The organism is Pseudonocardia nematodicida, assembly GCF_040105385.1.
In the GTDB taxonomy this organism is placed as follows: Bacteria; Actinomycetota; Actinomycetes; order Mycobacteriales; family Pseudonocardiaceae; genus Pseudonocardia; species Pseudonocardia nematodicida.
The window spans coordinates 189,738-213,784 of the sequence record NZ_JBEDNQ010000011.1; the positions used below are offsets into that span (position 1 = coordinate 189,738).

The following is a 24,047-nucleotide window of genomic DNA, read 5'->3' on the forward strand; positions in this document are numbered from 1 at the left end:
CGCCGTGCGGTTGCGCCCATACGGGGCGTAACCGCGCGTGCGGTCGCTCGTTGGCCGTGACGTGCGTCGTTCCCGCTCCGCCCGGCTGCTCGCCGTCGCCGCCATGACCGCCCTCACCTCGGTGGGCATGGGTGCGCTCGCGCCCGCCCAGGCGGAGGCGCCGACGCTCTACGCCGACAACGGCACGATGTCGGGGTCGCTGTTCGACGCGCCGGCCGGGCGTTATGTCGCGCTCGGCGACTCCTACGCCGCCGGACCGCTGATCCCGGCGCAGACCGGCCGCCCGGCCGGGTGCCTGCGCTCGACCCAGAACTACCCGTCGGTGCTGGCGAACTCCGGCGGCTTCACCGACTTCACCGACGCCTCCTGCAGCGGCGCGACGACCGAGCACCTGACCGGGCCGCAGGCCGTGGCCGCCGGCCCGAACCCGCCCCAGCTCGACGCGCTGGACGGGTCGGAGTCGCTGGTCACGCTGACCATCGGGGGCAACGACATCGGGTTCGCCTCGATCATCACCGAGTGCTCGACGCGGTCGTCGACCAACCTGCTGGGCGCGGCCTGCCGGGACTTCTACACCGCCGACGGCTCCGACGAGCTGGCGCAGCGCATCGACGACACCGCCGACGACGTCGCCGCGGTGCTGGCGGCGATCCGGGAGCGCTCGCCGCGGGCGCAGGTTGCGCTCGTCGGGTACCCGGTGATCCTCCCGGACAGCGGCCCGGGCTGCTTCCCGGTCGCGCCGTTCAGCCCCGGGGACACCGCGTACCTGCGCGACACGCAGAAGTCGCTGAACGCGATGCTCGAGGCGAAGGCCGCCGACGCCGGTGTGGACTACGTCGACACCTACACCCCGACGATCGGGCACGACATCTGCAAGCTCCCGGGTGTGAAGTGGGTCGAGGGCCTGGTGCCGACGTCCCCGGCCGCGCCGGTGCACCCGAACGACCGGGGCATGCGGGCGATGGCCGCCGCCACCGGTGAGGTCGTCGGCGTGCCGGTGGCCCCGCCGTCCTCGGAGCTGATCGAGGTCGCCGACGCCGGCTGACCCGGCGGTGCGGGGGCGCCGGCACCGGTGATCGTCGTCCGGGCACCGGGCGGTGCCGTCCGTGGCACCGACCGGGACCGGGACGGCGATCACGAGAGAGGTGACCCGGACGGGTCACCGCATCCCCGGGTAGGTGTCGGGGGTGCGTGCCAGACTCGCCGGGTGACGTCGCGGTGGACGGAGCTGCGCACCCGGGCCGCGGGGATCGACCCGGGGCGGACCCGGCTGCACCTGGCGTCGGTGGCCACCGCGGCGATGCTGACCGCGGCGCTGCTGGCGAGCGGGGTGCGCGCGGTCACCGGCGCGCCGGTCACGGTGGTGCTGTTCGCCGTCGTCCTGGCCATGATCAGCAACCTGGCGGTGCAGGAGCAGCGGCTGCCCCGGCGCCGGGTGACGACCGCCCTGATGATCCTCCCGGCGGGGGCCGCGGCGACCGTGAGCGCGCTGTTGTCCGGGCACCGGCTGGTCGCCGACATCGTGTTCGTGCTGGTGACGATGGTCGCGGTCGTCGTGCGGCGGTACGGCAACCGCGGGACGGCGCTCGGCATGGCCGCCTTCATGGCCTACTTCTTCGTGCAGTTCCTGCACGCGGGACCGGCCGACCTGCCGCTGCTGCTGGTCGCCGCGGTGATCGGCATCGGCAGCACGTTCGTCCTGCGCTGCCTGATCTTCACCCGGTCCGTGGACCATGTCCTGGACACGCTGGTGCGTGCCTTCGAGGCCAGGTTGCACGCCCTCGCCCGCACCGCGGTGACGCTGCTGGAGGCCGGTCCCGGCGGTGACCCGGAGCCGGTGCGGCGGGCGCAGGCCCGGCTCAACGAGACCGCGCTGCTCGTTGCCGACCGGCTCGACGACGCCGACGACGCCGACGATTCCGGCGATGCGGAGGCCGCCGACGACGCCGAGGGCCCGGACGGGTCCGCTCACGGGCGTGACCCCGGAGGCCCGGGCCGGTGCCGCAGCGCCGGCCTGCGGCAGTGGATCGTGGACACCGAGCTGGCCGCGGAACGGCTGGCGATGGCGGTCCGCCGCTCGGCCCAGCACGGGGACCGGATCCCGGGCCCCGACCGGGCGGCACTGGCCGAGGGCATCCGCGCGGTCGCGGCCGCCACCGCGGCCGGCACCCCGCGCCCGATGGCCGAGATGCTCCACACCTCCGCCACCGAGGCCGTCGAGCAGCTGGCCGAGCGGTCGGCGGCCGGTGGGCCCGCCGCGCGGCAGCAGCGGATCGCGTTCGCCGTGGTCCGGCTGGCCGACGCGCTGGGCACCACGGTGGAGCAGGCCGGGTGGCGGGTGCCCGGAGCGGAGGCGTCCGGGACGGTGGACGCGGAGATCCCACCGCGGGCGGACCGCGACCACGGCGGCGGCCCGGCGTTGCACACCCGGCAGGCGGTGCAGGTCGGGATCGCGGTCGCGCTCGCGATCGTCGTCGGGGAGCTGATCTCGCCGGCCCGCTGGTACTGGGCGGTGGTCGCCGCGTTCGTGGTCTTCGCCGGGACCAGCAGCCGGGGTGACGTGCTGAGCCGGGGCTGGGCGCGCGCGGTCGGCACCGCGGGCGGCGTCGTCGCGGGGATGCTGCTCGCCGTGGCGGTCGGCGGCAATCCGGTGGTGAGCCTGGTGCTGCTGTTCGCGTGCGTGTTCCTCGCGCTCTACCTGGTGCGGATCTCGCAGGCGATGATGGCCTTCTGGATCACCTCGGTGCTCGCCCTGCTCTACGGCGTGATCGGCCAGTTCAGCGTGCAGACGATGGTGCTGCGGATCGAGGAGACCCTCGTCGGCGGCGCGCTGGGGATGCTCGCGGCGTTCCTCGTGCTGCCGACCCGGAGCCGCACCGCGTTCGCCGAGGCCCTCGACGACGCCCTCGACGCGGTCGGCGAGTCGCTGCGCAGCTCGGTCGACCGGGCAGTGGGCAGGCCCGGGGACGGGGACCCCACGGCGCGGGCCCGGGCGGTGGCGACGGCGGTGGGTACCGTCCGGGACCGGGCGCGGCCCCTCGAGCACCCGGTGTCGCGCCGGCCGCTGCGCCGCGGGGTGCACCACACGGTGCGCGTGGTCGCGGCGATGGACCACTACTGCCGTCTCCTCGCGGCGCAGGCGGTGACCGCGCAGGTGCCCGGCTGGGCGTCCACACTGGACCCGGCGGCCGAGCGGGTCCGGGCGAACGTGGCGGGCCTGAGCCGGATCCTCGACGACGCCTGGGGCCCGCCCGCCCGGCGTGCGCACCCGCCCGGCACCCGTGCCGCGGACTACGGCGTGGTCTCGGCCGAGGAGCTCGTCGACGCCGCAGAGGCCGACGCCGCATCGCGCGACGGTCCCGGCGACGGGCTCCGGCAGCGGCGCCTCGCCGCCGCCCGCTGGCTGCGCCGGATCGACCAGCTCGCCGTCGGGCTGGCCCGCGAGCTGTGCGGTGGCGACTGGAACGATCCGGACCCCGCTCAGCCGGCCGGTGCGAGCGTCCGCACCACCGGCGACCAGCGCTCGGCGTAGCCCTCCAGCACGCCGTCGGCGGTCTAGGCCGAGTCGATCAGGTACAGCCCGGGCAGCGCGCACGTCGCACCGAGGGTGAACAGCACCGGCCGGAGCGTCAGGTCCGGGGCCAGGGCGTGGTCCGGTCCGGCCCCCAGCATCAGCGGCGCCGCGACCACACCCGCCAGCCCGTCGCCGCCGGGGATCCGGTCCAGGAACAGCTTCAGCAGGCCGGTGTAGGTGCCCTTGTAGGTCGGGCAGGCGAACACCGTGACCGCCGACGCGCGCACCCGCTCCAGGGCGGTGTCCACGGCGTCGTCCGCGTCGGGCTGGGGATCGGGTTCTTCGCCGCGCCCAACACCGAGGCGATCATGACCGGGGTGCCGCCGCGGCGCCGCGCCGTGGCGAACTCGGTGCGGTCGATGCTCTACAACAGCGGGCAGGCGGTCGGGACGTCGGTGAGCCTGCTGGTCGTCGCCTCGGCCGGGGTGAGCAGCTACGCCGGCCGGACCGACGATCCGCGGGTGGTCGCCGGGTTCGCCGCCGCGATCGGGCTCAGCGCGGTCGCGGCGGCGTTCGCGCTGGTCTTCGCGGTGCTGCGCGGCGGGCCGTGGCTGGTCCCGCGCGGCTCGCGCGCGCCCGACCGGGAGATGCAGCGGGCGGTCGAGCCGTAGCGCCGGATCAGGTGGGCAGCACCGTCCGGGTGGCCAGGCAGGCGTGCGCGGCCGCCCGGTAGCTGTGGCTGAACTCGCGCACCGCGCCGTCGGCGTCGAACAGCACCCGCTCGCTGAGCAGCAGGATCGAGTCCGGCGCGACCCGCAGCCGGCGCGCCGCGTCGGCGTCGGCGGTGACGGCGTGCACGACGGTGACCACCCGCCCGGGCGGCCGTCCGTAGGCCCGCCGGAACCCCTCCCGGAACTCGTCACGCCGGCCGACCACCAGCGGCCGGGGCTCCGCACTCGGGGTCGTGTACCGCAGGTAGAGGGTGGCGTGCCCGTCGTCGCGGACGGACAGGAACTCGTCGAGCACGACGCGGCCGTCCGGCGGGGCCAGCAGGTGTGCGACGAACGGCGCGGCGGGGATCGTGACCGACGTGAGGTGCCGCGAGCGGTGCCGGCCGGTCTCGGTCTCGCGGTGCGGGACACCGGAGTTCAGCCGGTAGGCCGCGATCGGGCCGGCCAGCGTGCTGCCCGCGGTGCGGGTCACGGTGCCCTCGTGCGCCAGGTGGGTCAGTGCCTGCCGGACGGTGGACCGGCCGGCGCCGAAGGACCGCGCCAGCTCGTCCTCGACGAGCCGGTCGCCCGGCCGGACGATCCCCTCGCGGATCGCGGCCCGCAGCTCGACCCGCAGGTTCGCGGCGGAGGTCCGCAGCAGGTCCGGGGCGGCGTCGACGCCGCCGGTGCGGACCTCCGGGACGGCGACGGACTCGACCACCGGGTCGTCGTCCGGCCCGGCCCCGTCGGTGGCCGTCGACAGCGCCACCCGGGCGGCGGGGTAGTGGGTGATGCTGAACTCGCGGGGGACTCCGTCGCCGCTCCAGAGCACCCGGGACTTGACGATGAGCGGCGTCCCGGCGGGGGTGCGCAGCTGGGCGGCGGTGCGGTCGTCCGCGGAGCCGGCCTCGATCCAGGAGTCGATCCGGGCGAGCGGGCTGCCGTAGGCCCGGGCGAACACCTCCTCGAAGCGGCCGTCGTCGCTGCGGGGCACCAGCGGCCGGTCCCGGCCCTCCTCGAGGGTGTAGCGGGTGTAGAGCAGGATCGGGTTGCCGACGTGCAGGTCGAGGATCTCGCTGGCGTGCACCCGGGTCGCCGTGGTGCGCAGGTACCGCCGGATCACCGGCGACGACGCCACCCACCGCTGGTCGAGCACGACGACCTGGCGTTCCGGATCGGTCCCGACGTTCCACGCCAGACCGTTGTCGATCGGGATCTCGGTCATCCCGGAGGTGACCACGGTCCCGGCCCGCGGGGACCGGGACACCACGCCCTCGGTCGCCAGCAGCCGCAGGGCGCTCCGCACGGCGTTGCGGCTCACCGAGAACCGCGCCCCGATATCGCCCTCGTCCAGCCGGTCGTTCACGCAGATCTCGCCGGTCCGCAGGCTGGTCACCAGTGCCCCGTGCGCGCCGAGCACCGAGGGGACCCGGACCCGGTTCTGCCGGGCCGCGCGTTCGCGGGCCGCCCGGCGGAAGTCGTCGTGGCCGTCGTAGGAGGAGTGGTCGTCGGGTCCGGCGGGTCGGGACACTGGCGGTACCCCCGTGGTCGGTCACCGCGCCCGCGGTGACGGAGCTGGCTGGCTGCCGGTGCGGCGGTGCGACGCGGGTGACCCCAGTCTCGGTCCCGCCTGTTGCCGCCGTGTTGCGACCGGTCGACGTCCGTGGGCGTCCGTCCACCCCGGATGTGACAAGGATCCGGGCCGACCGTTCTACGGTCGGTAGAAAGGGTGCGTAGTATGGCGTCCGTGACGAGTCTGGGTGAGCTGGAGCGGGCGGTCATGAACGTCCTGTGGGAGACCGACCGGGACATGACCGCACGTGAGGTGCAGGATCAGCTCGCCGACCGCGACCTGGCGACCACCACCGTGCTCACCGTGCTCGGCCGCCTCGAGCGCAAGCAGCTCGTCCAGCGCATGCGCGACGGCCGGGCCCACCACTACCGTCCCGTGGCCAGCCGCGAGGACCACGTCGCCGAACTGATGACCGACGCGCTCGACGACGCCCCGGACCGCGGCGCCGCGCTCGCCCGCTTCCTCGGTGGCATGACCGAGGAGGAGCGCTCCCGGCTCCGCGACCTGCTCGGATAGCCGTACGGGAAGGGTCCGTGACCCACGATCGGAGGGGGCGTTCGGCGCCGCCGGGCCGATTCGGTCACGATGTGGAGCGATGGAGCTGACCGCGCTGGGTCTCGGGCTGCTCGGCCTCGCACTGGCCGAGCCGGTCTCCCGCGCCCTCGCCCGGGCCCGCTGGCCCGCCCGCGACCCGGTCGGCGCGTTGTTGCTCTGGCAGGCCGTCGGCCTCGGCGGCGGCATCTCGCTGTTCGGCGCCGGCCTGGCCTACGGGCTCTCGCCGCTCGGGGACAGCCTGCCGTCCGCGGTGTCGGTGCTCGTCACCTCCCTGCGCGCCGGGGACTGGCCGGCCGCGCTGGACCCCTTGCACGCCGGCGCGCTGCTGATCGCGCTCGGGGTGCTGCTGCGGCTGTTGTCGGTCCTCGCGCTCACCGCGTTCCGCACGCTGCGTGCCCGGCGACGGCACCGTGACCTGCTCGACGTGCTCGCCACCCCCTGGCCCTACGCATCCGGGACCCGGGTGCTCGACCATCCGGTCCCGGTCGCGTACTGCCTGCCCGGCCGCAACTCGCGCCTGGTCGTCTCCGCCGGGGTGCTCGACGCGCTCGACACCCCCGGCGTCGTCGCGGTGCTGGCCCACGAGCGGGCGCACCTGCGGGAGCGGCACGACCTCGTGGTGCTGCCGTTCGTGGCGTGGGGCGCGACCGCGCCGTTCGTGCGCGGCATGGTGTGTGCCCAGCTGGCGGTGGCCCGGCTGATCGAGATGCGGGCCGACGACGTCGCCCGCAGGCTCTGCGACCCGACCGAGCTGGCCACCGCGCTCAAGGCGGTCGGCGGGTCCGCGCCGGCCGCGGCACTGAGCTCCTTCACCGACGCCCTCGACGCCCGGATCGACCGGGTGACCGCTCCGCCCGCGCCGCTGCCCGGCTGGTCGCACTGGCTGATCCGGCTCACCGCGGTCGTGCTGGTCGCCGTGCCGCTCTGGCTGCTCCTCGCCCCCTGATCACGGCCCCGGAGTCGTACCCTGCTCTGTCATGAGCCGACCGGGCACGACCGGGTACGGGAGCCGGACCCGCGCGCTGGTGGATCGCGGCGTGGTGGCCGTGACGATGGGCTGGGCGGACAACAACGGCGTCCTGCGGTCCCGGACCGTCCCGGTGGAGCGGCTCGCCGACGCGGGCCGCACCGGGGTCGGCGTGACTCCGCTGTTCGCCGTGTTCGACAGCCACGACCGGATCGTCTTCGGTCCCCCCGGCCTGGAGACGCCCTCCGGCGACGTCCGGCTGGTCCCCGCCGCGGGCCCCGAGGGCATCGTCCCGTGCGCCGGCCGGCACGGCCTCGCCTGGTCACCGGGCCGCCTGGTCGCCGCGGACGGCGCGCCCTGGCCCTACGACCAGCGCGGCGTCCTGGAACGCCAGGTCGCGGCCGCCGCGGAGGCCGGACTCACGGTCCGGGCCGGCTACGAGATCGAGTTCGCCCTCTACACCGACGGCGACGGCGAGCCGCCGGTCCCGGCCTTCACCGGGCCGGTCTACGGACCGAACGCCCTGGTCGGCCTGGACGGCTTCGTCACCCGGCTGCTCGCCGACCTGCGGGACAACGGCGTTCCGGTCGGCCAGTTCCACGCCGAGTACGGGCCCGCGCAGCTGGAGCTGAGCATCGGGCCGGCCGACCCGCTGACCACGGCCGACCGCCAGCTGCTGGCCCGCCAGACGATCCACGCCGCGGCCGCCGCGCACGGTTTCCGGGCCTGCCTGTCGCCGCTGCCGACCGCGCACTCCGCGGGCAACGGCTGGCACCTGCACAGTTCCGTCAGCCGGGACGGCACGAACCTGCTCGCCCGGGGCGACGGCCGCCACGGGCTGACCGCCGACGGTGCCGCCTGGCTCGCCGGGCTGCTCCGGCACCTGCCGGCCCTGGCCGGGGTGACGGCACCGAGCGTGCCGTCGCTGCACCGCAGGCGGCCCGGCTCGTTCGCCGCGGCCTACATGGTCTGGGGCGTGGAGAACCGGGAGGCGGCGCTGCGGCTGGTCCCGGCGAACCCGCGGCTGGGGGCCGCGCACGCCAACGTCGAGCTGAAGGCGTCCGACGCCTCGGCGAACCCGTACCTGGCGCTGGCCTGCGTGATCGGCGCCGGGCTGGCCGGGATCGACGAGGGGGCCGACCTGCCCGATCCCGTCCAGCAGGACCCCGCGACCTGGTCCGACGACGAGCGCGCCGCCCGCGGGGTGGCGGCGCTACCGGTCACCCCGGCCGAGCAGGCCGAGGCCCTGGCCGCCGACCCGGTGATCACCGGGGTGCTGGGGGAGCACGTCACGGCCGCGCTGCGGGCCGTGCGCGCCTCGGACGCCGAGTTCGCCGAGGGCAAGCCGGTCGACGAGGTCCTGGCCGCCTTCCGCTACCGCTACTGAGCCCGCACCCCGGCGCAGCTCTCGCACCCCGGGGTGGCTGGCGCACGGACTCGGGTCGGTGCGACATGAGTCGTCGGGGTGCGAGAACGGCGCCGGGGTGCGAGGCCTCGGGTGAACACGGTGTGACCGGACCGGGCGCCCGTGTCCGAGCGCGCGCTGCGTCGCGGAACCGGGCGTAGCGTGGATTCCGTGCCCGTCACACCCGACCGCCCCCGCACCGTCGGCGCGCTCCGCGCGTCCGGACACGAGCAGCGGGGCGTGAAGCAAGAGATCCGCGACAACCTCCTGGCGGCCCTGCGCGCGGGCCGCGACCCCTGGCCCGGCATCGTGGGCTTCGGCGACACCGTCCTCCCGCAGCTGGAACGCGCCCTGATCGCCGGCCACGACGTCGTCCTGCTCGGCGAGCGCGGCCAGGGCAAGACCCGGCTGCTGCGCTCGCTCGCCGGCCTGCTCGACGAGTGGACCCCGGTCATCGCCGGTTCCGAGATCGGCGAGCACCCGTACGAGCCGATCACCCCGTCGTCCCGCCGCCGCGCCGAGGAGCTGGGCGACGAGCTGCCCGTCGGCTGGGTGCACCGCTCCGAGCGTTACACCGAGAAGCTCGCCACGCCGGACACCGCCGTCGCCGACCTGATCGGCGACGTCGACCCGGTGAAGGTCGCCGAGGGTCGGTCCCTGGGCGACCCCGAGACCATCCACTTCGGACTCGTCCCGCGGGCGCACCGCGGGATCGTCGCCATCAACGAGCTGCCCGACCTGGCCGAGCGGATCCAGGTGGCGCTGCTCAACGTGATGGAGGAACGCGACATCCAGGTCCGCGGCTACACGCTGCGGCTGCCGCTGGACGTGTTGCTGGTCGCGAGCGCGAACCCGGAGGACTACACCAACCGCGGGCGGATCATCACCCCGCTCAAGGACCGGTTCGGCGCCGAGGTCCGCACCCACTACCCGCTGGAGCTGGCCCCCGAGATCGACCTCGTGCTGCAGGAGGCCTCGCTCGAGGCCGACGTCCCGCGGCACCTGATCGAGATCGTCGCCCGGTTCACCCGGCACCTGCGCGAGTCGTCGGCGATCGACCAGGGCTCCGGTGTCTCGGCCCGGTTCGCCGTCGCCGCCGCCGAGACGGTCGCCGCCTCGGCGCTGCGCCGCGCCGCGCTGACCGGCGAGGACCGGGCCTGCGCCCGGCCGGTGGACCTGGAGTCGGTGCCGTCGGTGCTGCGCGGCAAGCTGGAGTTCGCCGCCGGCGAGGAGGGCCGCGAGGACGAGGTCCTGGAGCACCTGCTGCGCCGGGCGACCGCCGACACCGCGCGGTTCGCGCTGCGCGGCATCGATCTCGACGAGCTGGCCGTCGAGGTGTCGACGCGCCCGGTCCGGACCGGCGAGCGGATCCCGGCCCGCGACGTCGTCGCCGCGCTACCGCAGGTCGAGGCGCTGACCTCGATCGCGGAGAAGCTCGACGCGGGCGGCACCGAGGACCCCGGCCCGATGGCGTCGGCAGCGGAACTGGCGCTGGAGTACCTGTTCCTGACCCGCAAGCTGGCGAAGGACTCCAGCGACGACGGCGACACGGTGTCCTATGGCTGACCCCAGGCGGCGCACGAGGCGCTGGGCCTACGGTCCGTACTCCGGTGGGCCCGACCCGCTCGCGCCGCCCTACGACATCCGGTCGGCGATGGACGAGATCGGCCGCGACGTCATGGAGGGCTCCTCGCCCCGCCAGGCGCTGCAGGAGCTGATGCGCCGTGGCCTCGACGGCCGTCGCGGGCTCGACGACCTGACCCGCCGGGTCTGGGAGCGTCGTCGGGACCTGCAGCGGGACAACCGGATCGACGGCACGCTGCAGGAGGTCCGCGAGCTCCTGCAGCGTGCCCTCGAGGCCGAGCGCGGTGCGCTGGACAACGAGGACAGCGACGACGCCCGGTTCCGTGAGATGCAGCTCGACGCCCTCCCGGACGACACCGGGGGAGCGGTCCGGGAGCTGAACTCCTACGACTGGCGTTCCTCCGACGCCCGCGAGGCCTATCAGGAGATCCGGGACCTGCTCGGCCGGGAGATGCTCGACCAGCGCTTCGAGGGCATGAAGCAGGCCCTCGAGGGCGCCACCCCGTCCGACGTCGAGCGGATCCGGGAGATGCTCGACGACCTCAACGACCTCCTCGCACAGCACGCCCGGGGCGAGGACACCACCGAGCAGTTCGCCGAGTTCATGGGCAAGCACGGCGACCACTTCCCGGAGAACCCGCAGAACACCGAGGAGCTGATCGACGCGCTGGCGGCCCGCGCCGCGGCGGCCCAGCGGATGATGAACTCGATGTCCGCCGAACAGCAGGCCGAGCTCGCCCAGCTGTCCCAGCAGGCGTTCGGTGATCCGCGGCTGGCCCAGTCGCTGGCCCAGCTCGACGCGCAGCTGCAGGGCCTGCGGCCCGGCGAGGACTGGTCCGGGCAGGGGAACTTCCGCGGGGACAATCCGATGGGCATGGGCGAGGCGACCCGCGCCCTGGAGGAGCTGGGGCAGCTCGACGCGCTGGCCGAGCAGCTCGCGCAGAGCTACCCGGGCGCGCGGATGGAGGACATCGATCTCGACGCCCTGGCCGAGATGCTCGGACCGGAGGCCGCCGCCGACGCCCGCACGCTGGCCGAGCTGGAGCGGGAGCTGCAGCGCCAGGACCTGTTCCGGCGCGCGCCGGACGGCTCGCTGATGCTCTCGCCGAAGGCGCTGCGCACGCTCGGGCAGTCCGTGCTGCGCGACGTCGCCGACCGGATCTCCGGCCGGCAGGGTCAGCGGGAGACCCGGCGTGCCGGGGCGGCCGGGGAGGCGACCGGGGCGACCCGGCCGTGGGAGTTCGGCGACACCGAGGCCTGGTCGGTGCCCCGCACCCTGCTCAACGCCCAGCTCCGCCGGGCCGGGGGCGACGGGCGTCGGCTGGACGTGTCCGATGTGGAGATCGTCGAGACCGAGCAGCGCACCCGGGCCGCGGTGACCCTGCTGGTCGACACGTCCTGGTCGATGGTGGCCGAGGGCCGGTGGGTGCCGATGAAGCGCACCGCGCTGGCGCTGCACCAGCTGATCTCGACCCGGTTCCGCGGCGACGACCTGTCACTGATCACCTTCGGTCGGCACGCCCAGACCGTCGAGCTCGCCGAGCTGGTCGGGTTGGAGGGCACCTACATGCAGGGCACGAACCTGCACCACGCCCTGCTGCTGGCCCGCGAGCGCCTGGCCCGGCAACCGGACGCCACCCCGGTCGTGCTGGTGGTGACCGACGGCGAGCCGACCGCGCACCTGGAGTCCGACGGCGAGGCCTACTTCGACTACCCGCCCAGCCCGCAGACACTCCGGAACACCGTCGACGGCCTGGACCGGCTGATCGGGATGGACGCCAAGTTCACCTTCTTCGTGCTCGGCGACGACCCGGGCCTGGCCGCCTTCATGGACCGGCTGGCGAGGCGGGCCGGGGGACGCGTGGTGCACCCCGACCTGGACGGTCTCGGCGCCGAGGTGGTGTCGGACTACCTGCGCAAACGCCGCGGCTGACGTGGTCCCGCCGCCGCGGCCGGTGCCCGCCACCAGGCGGTCGCCGTTCAGACCAGGTGCTCGGCGGCCCAGGAGCGCAGGGTGCTCGGGGTGGTCGTGGTGGCGTCCCGGGGTTGTTCGGGCTCGTAGTCACGGCTCAGGCCGGCGGCCATGCCGGCGATCGCGTCCACCTCGGGCGCGGTGAGACCTGCTCCGGACAGCACGGCGTGGAACTCGGTGTCGGCCAGGTGTACCGGCTTCACCGGGTGTCCGAGTACCGTGCTCAGCACGCCGGCCGCCTGCGCGAATGTCAGGTCCTCCGGCCCGTGCACGCCCTGCACCCGCCGGCCCATCCAGGCCGGCCCGAGCAGCCGGGCCGCCGCGACGTCACCGATGTCGCGCGGATCCACCCACGGCAGCGGGTGGTCGAGCGGCCACGGCGTCGACAGGGTTCCGGCGGCGATCTCGGCGGCCTGCACGAGCAGGTTGGTCATGAAGAACCCGCACCGCAGGTGCAGCACGGCCGCGTCGGTCGCGTCGAGTGCCACCTCCGTCGCGGCGAGGCCGTCGATGTCGCCCGCACCCTGGCGCAGCTCCGCGCCGCCGCTGCTCTGGAACACGGTCCCGCCGATGCCGTTCTCCCGGATCGCCTCGGCCACGACGGCGGCGCAGGCGGTGTGGTGTGCGAGAGGGTCCGTACCCGGCGGCCCGGGCGGGTTCACCCAGTAGAGGCGGTCGGCTCCGGCGGTGGCGCGCAGCACCGCGTCCCGGTCGGTCTGGTCGGCGACGACGGTCTCGACCCGGCCGGCCAGGTCCGGTGGCAGCCGTTCCGGATCGCGCAGCAGGGCCACCGGACCGGCCCCGGCCTGCACCAGCAGCCGGAGCACCCGCGAGCCCACGTTCCCGGTCGGCGTCGTGACGATGATGCGCATGGCGGACAGCCTGGCACGCACCCCCGACAGGAATGCCGCCGTCGATCACCTGGGCGGGCTCGTCCGGGTCAGTAGGTCACCCGGTACCAGTGCGCGTCCTCGCCGGCGAGCCGTTCCAGCGCGACCGGGGGACCTCCCGGGCGGTCGAACAGCCGGGTGCCCCCGCCGAGGAGCACCGGGACCACCATGACCAGCACCTCGTCGAGGAGCCCGGCCTCGATGCACTGCCGGGCGACGTCGGCCCCGAGGACATTGACGTAGTCCTCACCCGCCGCGGTGGCGGCCTCGGCGACCGCGGTGCGCAGGTCCCCGACGAACGTGACGCCCGGGACCGGCTCGGACGGTGGCCGGTGGGTCAGGACGAACATCGGCCCGTCGTAGCGGCCCCCGAACGCGCCCTCGGCCTCGGTGTCCTCGTTCGGGTCGCCGCCGCCGAACGTCGCGTTGCCGGCCAGGACCGCGCCGACCCGGGACAGCAGCCGGTCGGCCGTCGGATTCGGTTCCGCCGCGTAGTCGGTCAGCCAGGACATGTCCTGGTCGGGGCCGGCGATGAAGCCGTCCAGCGACATCGCCGCCGAGTAGAGCAGTCGGGCCACGATCGTTCCCTCCGTCGTCGGTGTCCGACGTGTCCGACCGCCGGCGCGCGGCGGTCTCATCGGTCCACGGACCCGGCCCGCGCCCGGCCGGCCGGTCCGGGCAGGATCATCGACCGTGGACGTCATGATCCGCGAGCGGACACCGGACGATCTGGACGCGTGCGTCCGGGCGCTGGCGCAGGTGCACACCGCCGACGCCTATCCGATGGTCTGGCCCGACGACCCGGAGGCCTTCCTGGCGCCCGCGGACCTGCGGGCGGCGTGGGTGGCGGAGCTGGACGGCGCGGTCGTCGGGCACGTCGCGCTGACCGACGGACCGGGAGAGATCGCCGGTGTGCGACCGGACGCGCTGGTCAGCCGGCTGTTCGTCGCTCCCGCCGGACGCGGCGGTGGGGTCGGGGTGCGGCTGCTCGACCACGCCCGGCGGCACGCGGTGTCGCCGATGCTGCAGGTCGAGTCCGAGAGCGGCGGTGCCGCGATCGCGCTCTACGAGCGCCACGGCTGGACCCGCGTCGCCGACGGGATCGCACACTGGACCACACCGGACGGCGGCCCGGTCACGGTGCGCTGGTACCGCGCTCCCGCCCGGTAGTGCCGGCCAGCCGCGCGTCGACGGCAGCCGGCGCGAAGTACTCGTCGAGCACCAGTTCGGCGGCCCCGGCGACGGCGGCGGACCGGCCGGGCCCGGCCGTCACCACCCGCAGGTTCTGCGTCGCCCGGGGCAGTGAGCGCTGGTAGAGCACCTCGCGCACGCCGGAGACGAAGTGGCCGTCGGTGTCGGCGATGTCCCCGGCGAGCACGAGGACCTCCGGGTTCAGCACCGACACGACCGTCGTCAGCACCTCGCCGACCATGCGACCGGCCTCCCGGACGGCCGCGACCGCGTCGGCGTCGCCGCGCTGGACGAGGTGTCGCACGTCGGCGGCGCGGGTCACGTCCTTGCCCAGGTCGGCGAGCGACCGGACCAGCGCCCGACCGGAGGCGACCGCGGCCAGGCAGCCCCGGGCCCCGCACGCGCAGCGCTCGTCGCGGCCGTGCATCCGGATGTGCCCGATGTCGCCGGCGCCGCCGTCGATGCCGCGGTAGAGCCTGCCGTCGACGACGATGCCCGCCCCGATGCCCGAGCCCACCGTCACCAGCAGCAGCGACGACGTCTCCGGCCAGTTCGTGCGCTGCTCGCCGAGCGCCATCAGGTTGGCGTCGTTCTCCAGGTACACCGGCCGGCCGAGCCGCTCGGCGAGCCGGTCGCGGACCGGGTGGCCGTGCCAGCCCGGCATCACGGGCGGCTGCACCGCGCGGCCCGAGGCCACGTCGACCGGACCGGGCACGCCGACGGCGAGCGCGACGGTGCCGGCCGGGTCCAGCCCGGCCTCGGCGGGCAGCCCGTCGAGGCGGCCCGCCGCCTCGGTGAGCACCGGGTCCGGGCCGTCGGCGATCGAGATCGGGTACGACGTCCGGGTCAGCACCCGCCCGCCGAGGTCCAGCACGGCGAGCTCGGCCCACGCGGTGTGCAGCAGCGCGACCAGCAGGTGGCCCCCGCCCTCGTCGAACGACAGCGCACCCGACGGCCGTCCCCTCCCCCCGGCCTCGCCCGCCGACTCCCGCAGCAGGCCGGCGTCGAGCAGCAGGTCGACGCGCTGCGTCACCGTCGACCGGGACAGCCCGGTCACCCGGATCAGCTCGCCCCGGGTGGTGGCCACCCCCTGCCGGACCAGGAGCAGCAGGTTCCCCGCGGAGGTGCCCGGCTGCGTCGGTGGAGTCACTCGCTCATCCCTTCTCGGCCCCGCTCGTCATGCCCTCGACCAGCAGCCGCTCGGTGAAGAAGAAGATCACCATGATCGGCAGTGTGAGGAGCACCGACCCTGCCATGAGGACGGTGGTCGGGATCTCGAGGCTCCCCGAGAGCTGCGACAGGCCCAGCGAGACCGTCCAGCGGTCCCGGTCCTCGGCCAGGAACAGCAGCGCGAACAGGAACTCGTTCCACGCGATCATGAAGACGTAGAGCGCGTTGGACACCACGGCGGGCATCGCCAGCGGCAGGCTGATCCGGCGCAGGATCTGGAACCGCGAGCAGCCGTCGATCGCGGCCGCCTCCTCCAGCGACACCGGGACCGTCGCGAAGTAGTTGCGCAGCATGTAGATCGAGATCGGCACGGTCTGTGCCACGTAGACGACCAGCAGGCCGATGAGCGAGCCGCGCAGCCCGATCCGGGAGAAGAACACGAACAGCGGCACCGCGAGCAGGATGGCCGGGAAGAAGTACACGGCCAGGAACAGCGCGCTGACCTGGCGGCGGCCGCGGAACTGCAGCCGGCTGATCGCGTACGCCCCGGGGATCGCGGCGAGCAGCGTGACCGCCACGGTGAGGACGGCGATCACCAGGCTGTTCCGCATGAAGACCAGGAAGCCCTGGCCGCCGGCGGCCTCCGAGGCGAGCACCGTCGCGTAGGTCGAGAAGTCCCACTCCGCGGGCCAGAGCACCCCGGGTTCGAGCACCACCTGGTCCAGGCTGCGCAGCGACAGGACGATCATGTAGTAGAAGGGGAACGCCGTGGCCAGTACGAGCCCGGCGATCACCACCCAGCGCAGGACGCCGAACAGGCGCGTCTCGAAGGCGTCCCGGGTGAGAACACTTCGGCGTGTCATGCGTCCTCCACCTTCCGGCCGAGGAACCGGAAGTAGATCCCGAGCAGCACGACGAGCACGAGCGAGAGCACCAGCGCCTGCGCGGACGCGCCGCCGATGTCCCCGCGGGCCATCAGCAGGTCGTAGACGCGGACGCTGACCACCCCGGTCCCGGCGCCGCCGCCGGTGAGCAGGTAGATGTCGTCGAACTGGTTGAACGTGAAGATGAACCGCAGCACCGACAGGAACGCGATGACCGGCAGCAGCTGGGGGAGCAGCACGTAGCGGAACCGCTGGCTGGGGGTGGCGCCGTCCATCCGGGCGGCCTCCTCCAGGTCGCCGGGGACGGCCGCCAGGCGCGCGGTGAGGAACAGGAACGCGAACGGGAAGTAGCGCCAGATCTCGAACGCGATCACCGTCAGGAGCGCGACCGGGACGCCGAACTCGAACCCGAAGACCGACACCGTCGTCGAGCGCTGGGTCAGGAAGGCGATCGGGTCGTCCCAGCCCAGCAGCGACGTGCCGATCTCGTTCACGATCCCGAACTGCGGGTTGAGCATCGTCTGCCACACGAACGTCACCGCGACGACGGGTGCGACGTAGGGGAGCAGCATGAACGCCCGGGCGACGGTGCGGCCGCGGAAGGTGCGGCGCAGCGCCAGCGCCGCGACCAGGCCGACCCCGATCGAGCCGGCCGTCCCGACGGTCGCGTAGACGATCGTCGTGAACAGGGCGTTGTAGAAGCCCGGCGAGGTGAACACCGCGGTGACGTTGTCCAGGGTGAACCCGCCGGTGAGCCCTCCGCGGTGCAGGTCGATCAGCCGTAGGTCCTGGAAGGCGAGGACGACGGTCCAGGCGATCGGCACGATCACCACGAGCAGGACGATCAGCAGCGTCGGGGCGAGCAGGGTGCGGCCGGCGCGGGCGTCGCGCTGCGCCCGGGTGGGCCCGGGACGCGCCTGTACGGGCGCGCTCATCGGAGCGAGTCCCGGATCTCGGCGACGTCACCGGCGGCCTGCTCGGCGGCCTCCGCGGGGTCGAGCTCGCCACCGGCCATGGCGCCGACCGCCTGGGGGACCGGGAGCTCGCCGAGGGTGGCGCCGACCAGGGCGCCCTGTCCCTGCGGGATGCCCCAGCGGTCGAGGGTGTCCACACTGGAGACGAGCTCGTCGAGGACGTCGGGCGGGTAGAAGTCGGTGAGCGGGGCGCGGGTGTCCACACCGGCCGGGAGCTCGCGCCACGCGTCGGCGTAGGCGGTCGGGGCGTCGGCGGTGCCGGTACGGGTCGGGACCTTGCCCTCGGGGGCGAACCCGAGCCAGTCGGTGTAGCCCTCGCTCATCATGAACTCGACGAACCGGCCGGCCTGCTCGGCGTTCGCGTCCTCGATCACCGACCAGGACACGATCTCGCCGAACTGGGTGGGCGTGCTGCCGTCCGGGCCGGTCATCCCGGTGACGACGCCGGTGTTGTCGACCAGGAACCGCGGGTCCTCGACGCACTCGGGGCAGCTCGGCGCGGCGTCGTCGCGCAGCCCGGCCAGCTCGTCGAGGACGAACGAGGACCAGACCACCATCGCGGCCCGGCCGGCGAAGTACGTCGCCCGGGTGGTGTCGACGTCCTGGGCGCCGCTGACCGAGTGGTCGCGCACCAGGTCGGCGTAGAAGGCCAGGGTCTCGACGCAGGCCGGGGTCTCCAGGGTGATCTCGCCGGCGTCGTCGACCAGCTCGCACCCGTTCGCCAGGGCGAAGTGCTCGAAGGTCTGCTGGGTGAACGCGTCGCCCGGGGTGGTCGAGCCGACGAAGCCGGCGATGCCGTCGCCGTGCAGCGCCCGGGCGGCCGCGGTGACGTCGGCGAAGGTCCGCGGCTCGTCGAGCCCGGCCTCGGCGAACAGGTCGGTGCGGTAGAGCAGCATCTGCGCGTAGCCGTCGCTCGGGACGGCCAGTTGCGCGTCGCCGTCGCGGGTCAGCTCCAGGGCGCGCTCGGCGAAGGTGTCCGGGCCGAGCGCGTCGATGATCGCGGCGTTGGCCCCGGTGTCGATCAGCTCGTTGGCTGCCAGGCCGTGTACCAGGGCCAGCGGGATCGCGCCGATGACGTCGGGCAGGGTGCCCGAGGCGGCGGCGGAGATGATCAGCTGGTTGGTCTGGTCCTCGGCGACGCCGACGAGCTCGACCGCGATGCCGGTCCGCTCGGTGAACTCCGCCGCGAGCTCGCGCTGGACGGCGAGCCGCTCGGGCATGTCCTCCTGGGTCCAGACCGTGATCGCGTTCGGCCGCCGGTCGGGTTCGGGTGCGCCGCACGCCGCGACCGCGGCGAGCGCCGCGGCGCAGGCGGCGGCCCCGAGGGCACGCGTCGGGATCCTCATCACGCCTCCGTTGGTGGTCGAGGAGAGCATTATGCTTACCGATCACGCACAAATACGCAACCAGCGCGCAGAGAGCTGCTTGACCGGACTGATTTATGACTGCTAGCACTACATAATCCAGTCGTACCCGCATCCCGGTGGAGACCGCATGACGCTCGACGACCCGCCCGCTCCCGATCCCGGTCCGCTGGTGGTGACCCTGACCGCGCCGGGACGGGTGGAGGTGCTCCCCGCACCGAGTGCACCGCTGCCGGCCGGTCACGTCCGGGTCCGCACCCTCTACTCCGGCGTCTCGGCCGGCACCGAGCTCACCCTCTACCGGGGCACCAACCCACACGCGAACCGGCGGTGGGACGCCGACCGGCGGCTGTTCGTCGAGGAGCCGGCGACGGCCGCCTACCCCAACGACGCCTGGGGCTACAGCGAGGTCGGGCGGATCACCGAGATCGGCGACGGCGTCGACGACGGCCTGCACGACGCCGTCGTGTGGGGGCTGTGGAGCCACCGCGGCGAGGTCGTCCTGCCCGTCGAGAAGGTGACCGGCCGGGTCCTGCCCGACGGGCTCGACCCGCTCGCCGGCACGTTCGCCCGGGTCGGCGCCGTCGCGCTCAACGCGGTGCTCGCCGCCGACCTGCACATCGGCGAGACCGTCGCGATCTTCGGGCAAGGCGTGATCGGGCTGATCGCCACCCAGCTCGCCGTCGCCGGCGGGGCCCGGGTGGTCGCCGTCGACGGCATCGCCTCCCGCCGCGACCGGGCCGCGGACTGCGGTGCGGCGCACGTGCTCGACCCGGCCGCCGACGACGTCGGCGCGCGGCTGCGCGAGCTGACCGACGGCCGCGGGGCGGACGTCTGCGTCGAGCTCAGCGGCGCCTACCGGGCCCTGCAGGAGGGGGTCCGGAGCTGCGCACCCGGCGGGCGCGTGGTGGCGGCCGGCTTCTACCAGGGCGAGGGTGCCGGGCTGCGGCTCGGTGAGGAGTTCCACCACAACCGGATCCAGCTCGTCTCCTCCCAGATCTCCTCGGCGCCGGCCGGGCTCGCGTCCCGGTGGAGCCCGGAACGCATGCACCGCACCGTGATCGACCTGATCGCGGCGGGGGAGCTGGACGTGGTCCCGCTGGTCACCCACCGGATCCCGGCGCGTGATGCCGCGTCCGCCTACGCCCTGCTCGACCACGACGCGACCGCCGCGCTCCAGGTCGTGCTCGATTTCCGTGACGAGCCCTGCCGCGACGAGCCCTGCCGCGACGAGACCTGCCGCGACGACGCCGAGGAGACCGTCCGATGAGGATCACCTGCCAGGAGCAGCTGCTGCCCGGCACCACCCTGACCGAGAAGTGGGACGCCGCCCGCCGCCTCGGCTACGACGGCATCGAGCTGCGCGGCCAGGGCGACCACCGGATCCGGGAGCGGCTGCCCGAACTGCGCGCCGCTCGCGCCGCCGGGGTCGTGATGAACACCGTCTGCGTGGAGATGCTGCACTTCATCGGCGACTTCGACGCCGACCGTCGCCGCGACGCCGTCGACAACATGCGCACCCAGCTGTCGGTGATCGCCGAGCTCGGCGGGAGCGGGGCGATGACCCCGGCCTCCTACGGCATGTTCTCCCGGCGGCTCCCCCCGTTCACCCCGCCCCGCGACGAGGCGGGCGACCGGGAGGTGCTGCTCGACGCGCTGGGCGAGCTGGGCCGGCACGCAGATGCCGAGGGCGTGCGGATCCTGCTCGAACCGCTCAACCGCTACGAGGACCACATGGTCAACCGGCTCGACCAGGCCGTCGAGCTGGCGGAGGCGACCGGGCTGGACGCCGTCGGGGTCGTCGCCGACGCCTACCACATGAACATCGAGGAGACCCGCCCCTCGGCGGCGCTGGAAGCGGCCGCCGGGCGGCTCGCGCACGTCCAGGTCTCCGACTCCAACCGGCTCGAGCCGGGAGCCGGCCACCTGGACTGGGCCGCGTTCCTCGCGGCGCTGGGCCGGATCGGCTACCGCGGTGACCTGGCGGCCGAGTGCCGGCTGTCCGGGCCGGCCGAGGACGTCCTGCCCCGGGCGTCGGCGACCCTGCGCGCGGCCCTCCCGGCCCCGGAGACCGCCCGATGAGCGAGCACGGGATCCGGGCGGCCGCCGTCGCCGTGCTGGGGAAGAACTGGGAACACGACCACACGGTCCCGTCGCGGCGGCTCTACCCGCACCAGTGGAGCTGGGACTCGGCGTTCACCGCGGTCGGGTGGGCGCACGTCGACCCGGAACGGGCCCGGCTGGAGCTGGAGTCGCTGCTCGGGGCGCAGTGGGCCGACGGGCGGGTCCCGCAGATCGCGTTCGACCCCGGCACCGCGCGCGACGCCTACGCCCCCGGCCCGGACTTCTGGCGCTCGGCGCAGGTGCCCGGCGCCCCCGTCCGCGAGACGTCCGGGATCGTGCAGCCGCCGCTGCACGCCGTCGCCGCCTGGGAGGTGTTCCGGGCCGACCCCGGACCGGGCCGGGCCTTCCTGGAACGCGTCTACTCCGGACTCCGCTCGCAGCACGAGTACCTGCGCCGGGAGCGGGCGGACGGCGACCTGGCCGTCATCGTGCACCCCTGGGAGTCCGGTCAGGACAACTGCCCGTCCTGGGACGCCGAGCTCGCCGGCGTCGCACCGCCGGCGGACGCACTGGACGGCTACCAGCGGCGCGACCTCGACCACGCCGACCCCGCGGACCGGCCGACCGACCGCGACTACGCGGCCTACATCCACCTCGCGGGCCGCTACCGCGACCACGGCTACCGCGACGCCGACGCGCTCCCCGATCATTCCTTCGTCGTCACCGACCCGCTGTTCAACGCGCTGCTGGGCTGGTCCGACGAGGCGCTGGCGCGGATCGCCGACGAGCTCGGGCTGCTCGCGCAGCAGCACCGCGACGACGCCCGCCGGGTGCGCGACGCGCTGCTCACCGAGCTCTGGGACGCCGACGCGGGCCACTTCTTCGCCCGCGGGCGGCACTCCGGCCGGACGGTGGAGTACGCCGTCGGCGGGCTCGCGCCGCTGGTGCTCGACCTGCCCGCCGACGTCGTCGACGCACTGGTCCGCGGCATCCGCGGACCGCGGTTCGCGCTCGACGACCGCGGCCCGCTGCCCAGCTACGACCGCACCGCGCCCGGCTTCGACCCGACCCGGTACTGGCGTGGCGCCGCCTGGGTGAACACCAGCTGGCTGGTGCTGCGCGGCCTGGAGCGGCACGGCCGGCACGACGAGGCGGACACCCTGCGCGCGGCGCTGCTGACCGCCGTCGGCGACGGGTTCTTCGAGTACTACGACCCGCTCACCGGCACCGGGCGCGGCAGCCCCGAGTTCAGCTGGTCCGCCGCGCTGGTGCTGGACGTGCTCGCCCGGGTGCCCGGCGGGGTGGCCCGGTGACGCCCCTGCGCGTCACGGTCTGGGGCGAGCACCGGCACGAATGCTCCGACGAGGACGTGCCCCGGATCTACCCCGACGGCATGCACGCCACGATCGCCGAGGGCGTCCGCGCGCACCTCGGCGACGGCGCCGCCGTCCGCACCGCGACGCTCGACGAGCCCGAGCACGGCCTGACCGACGAGGTGCTGGCCGGCACCGACGTCCTGACCTGGTGGGGGCACGCGGCCCACGACGAGGTCGGCGACGAGATCGTCGAGCGGGTGCACCGGCACGTCCTGTCCGGGATGGGTCTGATCGTGCTCCACTCCGGACACTTCTCGAAGATCTTCAAGCGGCTGATGGGCACCACCTGCAGCCTGCGCTGGCGCAAGGACGGCGACCGCGAGCTGGTGTGGACGGTGAACCCGTCGCACCCGATCGCGGCCGGCGTGCCGCACCCCATCGCGCTGGGCGAGCAGGAGATGTACGGCGAGTTCTTCGACATCCCCGCCCCCGACGAGCTGGTGTTCGTCAGCTCCTACACCGGCGGCGAGGTGTTCCGCAGCGGCGCCACCTTCCGCCGCGGGCACGGGAAGATCTTCTACTTCGGACCGGGGGACCAGGCCTACCCCGTCTACCACCACGACGACGTCCGCCGGGTGATCGCCAACGCGGTCAGCTGGGCGCGCCCGGCCGCCGCGGACCGGGTGCTGCCGGAGGCGCGGCGCACCGATCCGGTCGACACCGACCGTTGATCTTGTCTGCTCGATGAGGAGAGGACCGACCATGGCCGAGGTGACCTACCGGGCGGCGTCCCGGATCTATCCCGGGACGACCGGCGTCCGCGCCGTCGACGCGCTCGACCTGGAGATCGACGACGGCGAGTTCCTGGTGCTGGTGGGCCCGTCGGGTTCCGGGAAGTCCACGGCGCTGCGGATGCTCGCCGGCCTGGAGGACCTCGACGAGGGCTCGATCCACATCGGGGACCGCGACGTCACGCACGTCCCCTCGAAGGCCCGTGACATCGCCATGGTCTTCCAGTCCTACGCCCTCTACCCGCACATGACCGTCGGGGAGAACATGGCGTTCGCGCTGAAGCTGGCGAAGGCACCGAAGGCCGAGGTCCGGGAGCGGGTCGCCGAGGCCGCCCGGCTGCTCGACCTCACGGCCTACCTGGACCGCAAGCCGAAGGCGCTGTCCGGCGGGCAGCGCCAGCGGGTCGCGATGGGGCGGGCCATCGTCCGGGAACCGTCGGTGTTCCTGATGGACGAGCCGCTGTCCAACCTGGATGCGAAGCTGCGGGTCGAGACCCGGGCGAACATCGCCGCCCTGCAGCGCCGGCTGGCCACCACCACGGTCTACGTCACCCACGACCAGGTCGAGGCCATGACCATGGGGCACCGGGTCGCCGTGCTGCGCGACGGCCGGCTCCAGCAGTGCGACACGCCCCGCACCCTCTACGACCGGCCGGCGAACGCGTTCGTCGCCGGGTTCATCGGGTCCCCGGCGATGAACCTGCTGACCGTCCCGCTGGCCACCGACGGCGCCCGGCTCGACGACGGCCTCGTCCTCCCGCTGCCCCGGGACCTGCGGGCCCGCGCGGCCGGGCGGGACCTCGCCGAGGTGACGGTGGGGGTGCGGCCCGAGGCGCTGCGCCCCGCCGCGGCGGACGAGCCGGGCGTGGCGCTCACGGTCGAGCTCGTCGAGGAGCTCGGCGCCGACTCCTTCGCCTACGGCAGCACCACCGGTCCCGAGCCGCAGCGGGTCGTCGTGCGGCTCGACGGCCGGGCGGACGCCCGGATCGGCGGGACGCTGCGGGTCACCCCGTCCGAGCCGGACCGGGTGCACGTGTTCGACCCGGCCTCGGGGAGCCGCCTCGACGACTGACCGACGCCCGGACGGCGGTACCACCGATCCGGTGTGCGTGACGGCCCCGCG

Annotated in this window: 22 protein-coding genes; 14 read left to right on the plus strand and 8 right to left on the minus strand. The window is 74.5% G+C overall.

All coding sequences use genetic code 11. The annotated features are described in order from the left end of the window. Positions 1-103: 103 nt before the first annotated feature. Together WIS52_RS24660 and WIS52_RS24665 are read left to right on the plus strand one after the other, a co-directional pair. On the plus strand, positions 104-1,045 hold the full coding sequence (locus tag WIS52_RS24660; RefSeq protein WP_349300743.1) for an SGNH/GDSL hydrolase family protein: 942 nt from the start codon (positions 104-106) through the stop codon (positions 1,043-1,045). 162 nt (positions 1,046-1,207) lie between these two features. After that, positions 1,208-3,532 carry an FUSC family protein gene (locus WIS52_RS24665; RefSeq protein ID WP_349300744.1) on the plus strand — a complete coding sequence of 775 codons (2,325 nt, stop codon included), beginning with the start codon at positions 1,208-1,210 and terminating at the stop codon, positions 3,530-3,532. A 23-nt stretch (positions 3,533-3,555) separates the two neighbouring features. Here WIS52_RS24665 and WIS52_RS24670 read toward each other — a convergent pair whose 3' ends face one another. Further along, positions 3,556-3,954, minus strand: coding sequence for an NAD(P)H-dependent oxidoreductase (locus tag WIS52_RS24670; protein WP_349300855.1), 399 nt, complete (start codon positions 3,952-3,954; stop codon positions 3,556-3,558). Here WIS52_RS24670 and WIS52_RS24675 point away from each other — a divergent pair. Next, positions 3,883-4,185, plus strand: coding sequence for a hypothetical protein (locus tag WIS52_RS24675; RefSeq protein WP_349300745.1), 303 nt, complete (start codon positions 3,883-3,885; stop codon positions 4,183-4,185). The two genes, WIS52_RS24670 and WIS52_RS24675, sit on opposite strands and share 72 nt — an antisense overlap. A gap of 7 nt (positions 4,186-4,192) precedes the next feature. Here WIS52_RS24675 and WIS52_RS24680 read toward each other — a convergent pair whose 3' ends face one another. Then, positions 4,193-5,755, minus strand: a complete 1,563-nt coding sequence (locus WIS52_RS24680) for a GntR family transcriptional regulator (RefSeq protein ID WP_349300746.1) — start codon at positions 5,753-5,755, stop codon at positions 4,193-4,195. Positions 5,756-5,971: 216 nt separating this feature from the next. On the opposite strand from WIS52_RS24680, the gene WIS52_RS24685 reads away from it, so the two are divergent. The 5 genes from WIS52_RS24685 to WIS52_RS24705 all read left to right on the plus strand — a co-directional run bounded on the left by WIS52_RS24685 (position 5,972) and on the right by WIS52_RS24705 (position 12,241). Further along, a complete protein-coding gene (locus tag WIS52_RS24685) occupies positions 5,972-6,313 on the plus strand; it encodes a BlaI/MecI/CopY family transcriptional regulator (protein ID WP_379610226.1) in 342 nt (113 codons plus the stop codon). Between the two features lie 79 nt (positions 6,314-6,392). Continuing rightward, positions 6,393-7,298: a M56 family metallopeptidase gene (locus WIS52_RS24690; RefSeq protein WP_349300748.1), complete on the plus strand. Its 906-nt coding sequence runs from the start codon at positions 6,393-6,395 to the stop codon at positions 7,296-7,298. Between the two features lie 31 nt (positions 7,299-7,329). Then, positions 7,330-8,706 carry a glutamine synthetase family protein gene (locus WIS52_RS24695; RefSeq protein ID WP_349300749.1) on the plus strand — a complete coding sequence of 459 codons (1,377 nt, stop codon included), beginning with the start codon at positions 7,330-7,332 and terminating at the stop codon, positions 8,704-8,706. 189 nt (positions 8,707-8,895) lie between these two features. After that, the gene (locus tag WIS52_RS24700) at positions 8,896-10,290 is read left to right on the plus strand and encodes an ATP-binding protein (protein WP_379610223.1); all 1,395 of its coding nucleotides are present in this window, start codon (positions 8,896-8,898) and stop codon (positions 10,288-10,290) included. Then, positions 10,283-12,241 (plus strand): VWA domain-containing protein, encoded by a 1,959-nt coding sequence (locus tag WIS52_RS24705; protein WP_349300751.1) that lies wholly within the window; start codon positions 10,283-10,285, stop codon positions 12,239-12,241. The genes WIS52_RS24700 and WIS52_RS24705 overlap by 8 nt, the downstream gene beginning before the upstream one ends. Positions 12,242-12,288: 47 nt before the next feature. Here WIS52_RS24705 and WIS52_RS24710 read toward each other — a convergent pair whose 3' ends face one another. Further along, positions 12,289-13,152, minus strand: coding sequence for an NAD(P)H-binding protein (locus WIS52_RS24710; RefSeq protein WP_349300752.1), 864 nt, complete (start codon positions 13,150-13,152; stop codon positions 12,289-12,291). A 68-nt stretch (positions 13,153-13,220) separates the two neighbouring features. Continuing rightward, positions 13,221-13,748 carry a dihydrofolate reductase family protein gene (locus tag WIS52_RS24715; RefSeq protein WP_349300753.1) on the minus strand — a complete coding sequence of 176 codons (528 nt, stop codon included), beginning with the start codon at positions 13,746-13,748 and terminating at the stop codon, positions 13,221-13,223. Positions 13,749-13,872: 124 nt separating this feature from the next. On the opposite strand from WIS52_RS24715, the gene WIS52_RS24720 reads away from it, so the two are divergent. Next, the gene (locus tag WIS52_RS24720) at positions 13,873-14,340 is read left to right on the plus strand and encodes a GNAT family N-acetyltransferase (RefSeq protein ID WP_349300856.1); all 468 of its coding nucleotides are present in this window, start codon (positions 13,873-13,875) and stop codon (positions 14,338-14,340) included. Here the strand turns inward: WIS52_RS24720 and WIS52_RS24725 are convergent. Genes WIS52_RS24725 through WIS52_RS24740 form a run of 4 tightly spaced genes read right to left on the minus strand, consistent with a single transcriptional unit; the run spans position 14,306 to position 18,735 of the window. Then, positions 14,306-15,511, minus strand: coding sequence for an ROK family transcriptional regulator (locus tag WIS52_RS24725; RefSeq protein WP_349300754.1), 1,206 nt, complete (start codon positions 15,509-15,511; stop codon positions 14,306-14,308). The two genes, WIS52_RS24720 and WIS52_RS24725, sit on opposite strands and share 35 nt — an antisense overlap. A 4-nt stretch (positions 15,512-15,515) precedes the next feature. Beyond that, positions 15,516-16,394 carry a carbohydrate ABC transporter permease gene (locus WIS52_RS24730; RefSeq protein WP_349300755.1) on the minus strand — a complete coding sequence of 293 codons (879 nt, stop codon included), beginning with the start codon at positions 16,392-16,394 and terminating at the stop codon, positions 15,516-15,518. Beyond that, positions 16,391-17,350 (minus strand): carbohydrate ABC transporter permease, encoded by a 960-nt coding sequence (locus tag WIS52_RS24735; RefSeq protein WP_349300756.1) that lies wholly within the window; start codon positions 17,348-17,350, stop codon positions 16,391-16,393. Before WIS52_RS24735 ends, WIS52_RS24730 begins: the two co-directional genes overlap by 4 nt. Beyond that, positions 17,347-18,735, minus strand: a complete 1,389-nt coding sequence (locus WIS52_RS24740; RefSeq protein WP_349300757.1) for an ABC transporter substrate-binding protein — start codon at positions 18,733-18,735, stop codon at positions 17,347-17,349. Before WIS52_RS24740 ends, WIS52_RS24735 begins: the two co-directional genes overlap by 4 nt. A 148-nt stretch (positions 18,736-18,883) precedes the next feature. Here WIS52_RS24740 and WIS52_RS24745 point away from each other — a divergent pair, with 148 nt between their 5' ends. Genes WIS52_RS24745 through WIS52_RS24765 form a run of 5 tightly spaced genes read left to right on the plus strand, consistent with a single transcriptional unit; the run spans position 18,884 to position 23,996 of the window. After that, positions 18,884-20,023: a zinc-dependent alcohol dehydrogenase gene (locus tag WIS52_RS24745; RefSeq protein WP_349300758.1), complete on the plus strand. Its 1,140-nt coding sequence runs from the start codon at positions 18,884-18,886 to the stop codon at positions 20,021-20,023. After that, positions 20,020-20,835, plus strand: coding sequence for a sugar phosphate isomerase/epimerase family protein (locus WIS52_RS24750; RefSeq protein ID WP_349300759.1), 816 nt, complete (start codon positions 20,020-20,022; stop codon positions 20,833-20,835). Before WIS52_RS24745 ends, WIS52_RS24750 begins: the two co-directional genes overlap by 4 nt. Further along, on the plus strand, positions 20,832-22,130 hold the full coding sequence (locus tag WIS52_RS24755) for an MGH1-like glycoside hydrolase domain-containing protein (RefSeq protein ID WP_349300760.1): 1,299 nt from the start codon (positions 20,832-20,834) through the stop codon (positions 22,128-22,130). Before WIS52_RS24750 ends, WIS52_RS24755 begins: the two co-directional genes overlap by 4 nt. Continuing rightward, a complete protein-coding gene (locus WIS52_RS24760; protein ID WP_349300761.1) occupies positions 22,127-22,864 on the plus strand; it encodes a ThuA domain-containing protein in 738 nt (245 codons plus the stop codon). Before WIS52_RS24755 ends, WIS52_RS24760 begins: the two co-directional genes overlap by 4 nt. A 31-nt stretch (positions 22,865-22,895) precedes the next feature. Further along, the gene (locus tag WIS52_RS24765) at positions 22,896-23,996 is read left to right on the plus strand and encodes an ABC transporter ATP-binding protein (protein ID WP_349300762.1); all 1,101 of its coding nucleotides are present in this window, start codon (positions 22,896-22,898) and stop codon (positions 23,994-23,996) included. The last annotated feature ends 51 nt before the right edge of the window (positions 23,997-24,047 follow it).

Excerpts from the sequence above, each read along its gene's own strand:
- WIS52_RS24660 (WP_349300743.1), top strand. The coding sequence starts at position 104 with ATGACCGCCCTCACCTCGGTGGGCATGGGTGCGCTCGCGCCCGCCCAG.
- WIS52_RS24675 (WP_349300745.1), top strand. The coding sequence starts at position 3,883 with ATGACCGGGGTGCCGCCGCGGCGCCGCGCCGTGGCGAACTCGGTGCGG.
- WIS52_RS24690 (WP_349300748.1), top strand. The coding sequence starts at position 6,393 with ATGGAGCTGACCGCGCTGGGTCTCGGGCTGCTCGGCCTCGCACTGGCC.
- WIS52_RS24695 (WP_349300749.1), top strand. The coding sequence starts at position 7,330 with ATGAGCCGACCGGGCACGACCGGGTACGGGAGCCGGACCCGCGCGCTG.
- WIS52_RS24705 (WP_349300751.1), top strand. The coding sequence starts at position 10,283 with ATGGCTGACCCCAGGCGGCGCACGAGGCGCTGGGCCTACGGTCCGTAC.
- WIS52_RS24710 (WP_349300752.1), bottom strand. The coding sequence starts at position 13,152 with ATGCGCATCATCGTCACGACGCCGACCGGGAACGTGGGCTCGCGGGTG.
- WIS52_RS24720 (WP_349300856.1), top strand. The coding sequence starts at position 13,873 with ATGATCCGCGAGCGGACACCGGACGATCTGGACGCGTGCGTCCGGGCG.
- WIS52_RS24730 (WP_349300755.1), bottom strand. The coding sequence starts at position 16,394 with ATGACACGCCGAAGTGTTCTCACCCGGGACGCCTTCGAGACGCGCCTG.
- WIS52_RS24735 (WP_349300756.1), bottom strand. The coding sequence starts at position 17,350 with ATGAGCGCGCCCGTACAGGCGCGTCCCGGGCCCACCCGGGCGCAGCGC.
- WIS52_RS24740 (WP_349300757.1), bottom strand. The coding sequence starts at position 18,735 with ATGAGGATCCCGACGCGTGCCCTCGGGGCCGCCGCCTGCGCCGCGGCG.
- WIS52_RS24745 (WP_349300758.1), top strand. The coding sequence starts at position 18,884 with ATGACGCTCGACGACCCGCCCGCTCCCGATCCCGGTCCGCTGGTGGTG.
- WIS52_RS24750 (WP_349300759.1), top strand. The coding sequence starts at position 20,020 with ATGAGGATCACCTGCCAGGAGCAGCTGCTGCCCGGCACCACCCTGACC.
- WIS52_RS24755 (WP_349300760.1), top strand. The coding sequence starts at position 20,832 with ATGAGCGAGCACGGGATCCGGGCGGCCGCCGTCGCCGTGCTGGGGAAG.
- WIS52_RS24765 (WP_349300762.1), top strand. The coding sequence starts at position 22,896 with ATGGCCGAGGTGACCTACCGGGCGGCGTCCCGGATCTATCCCGGGACG.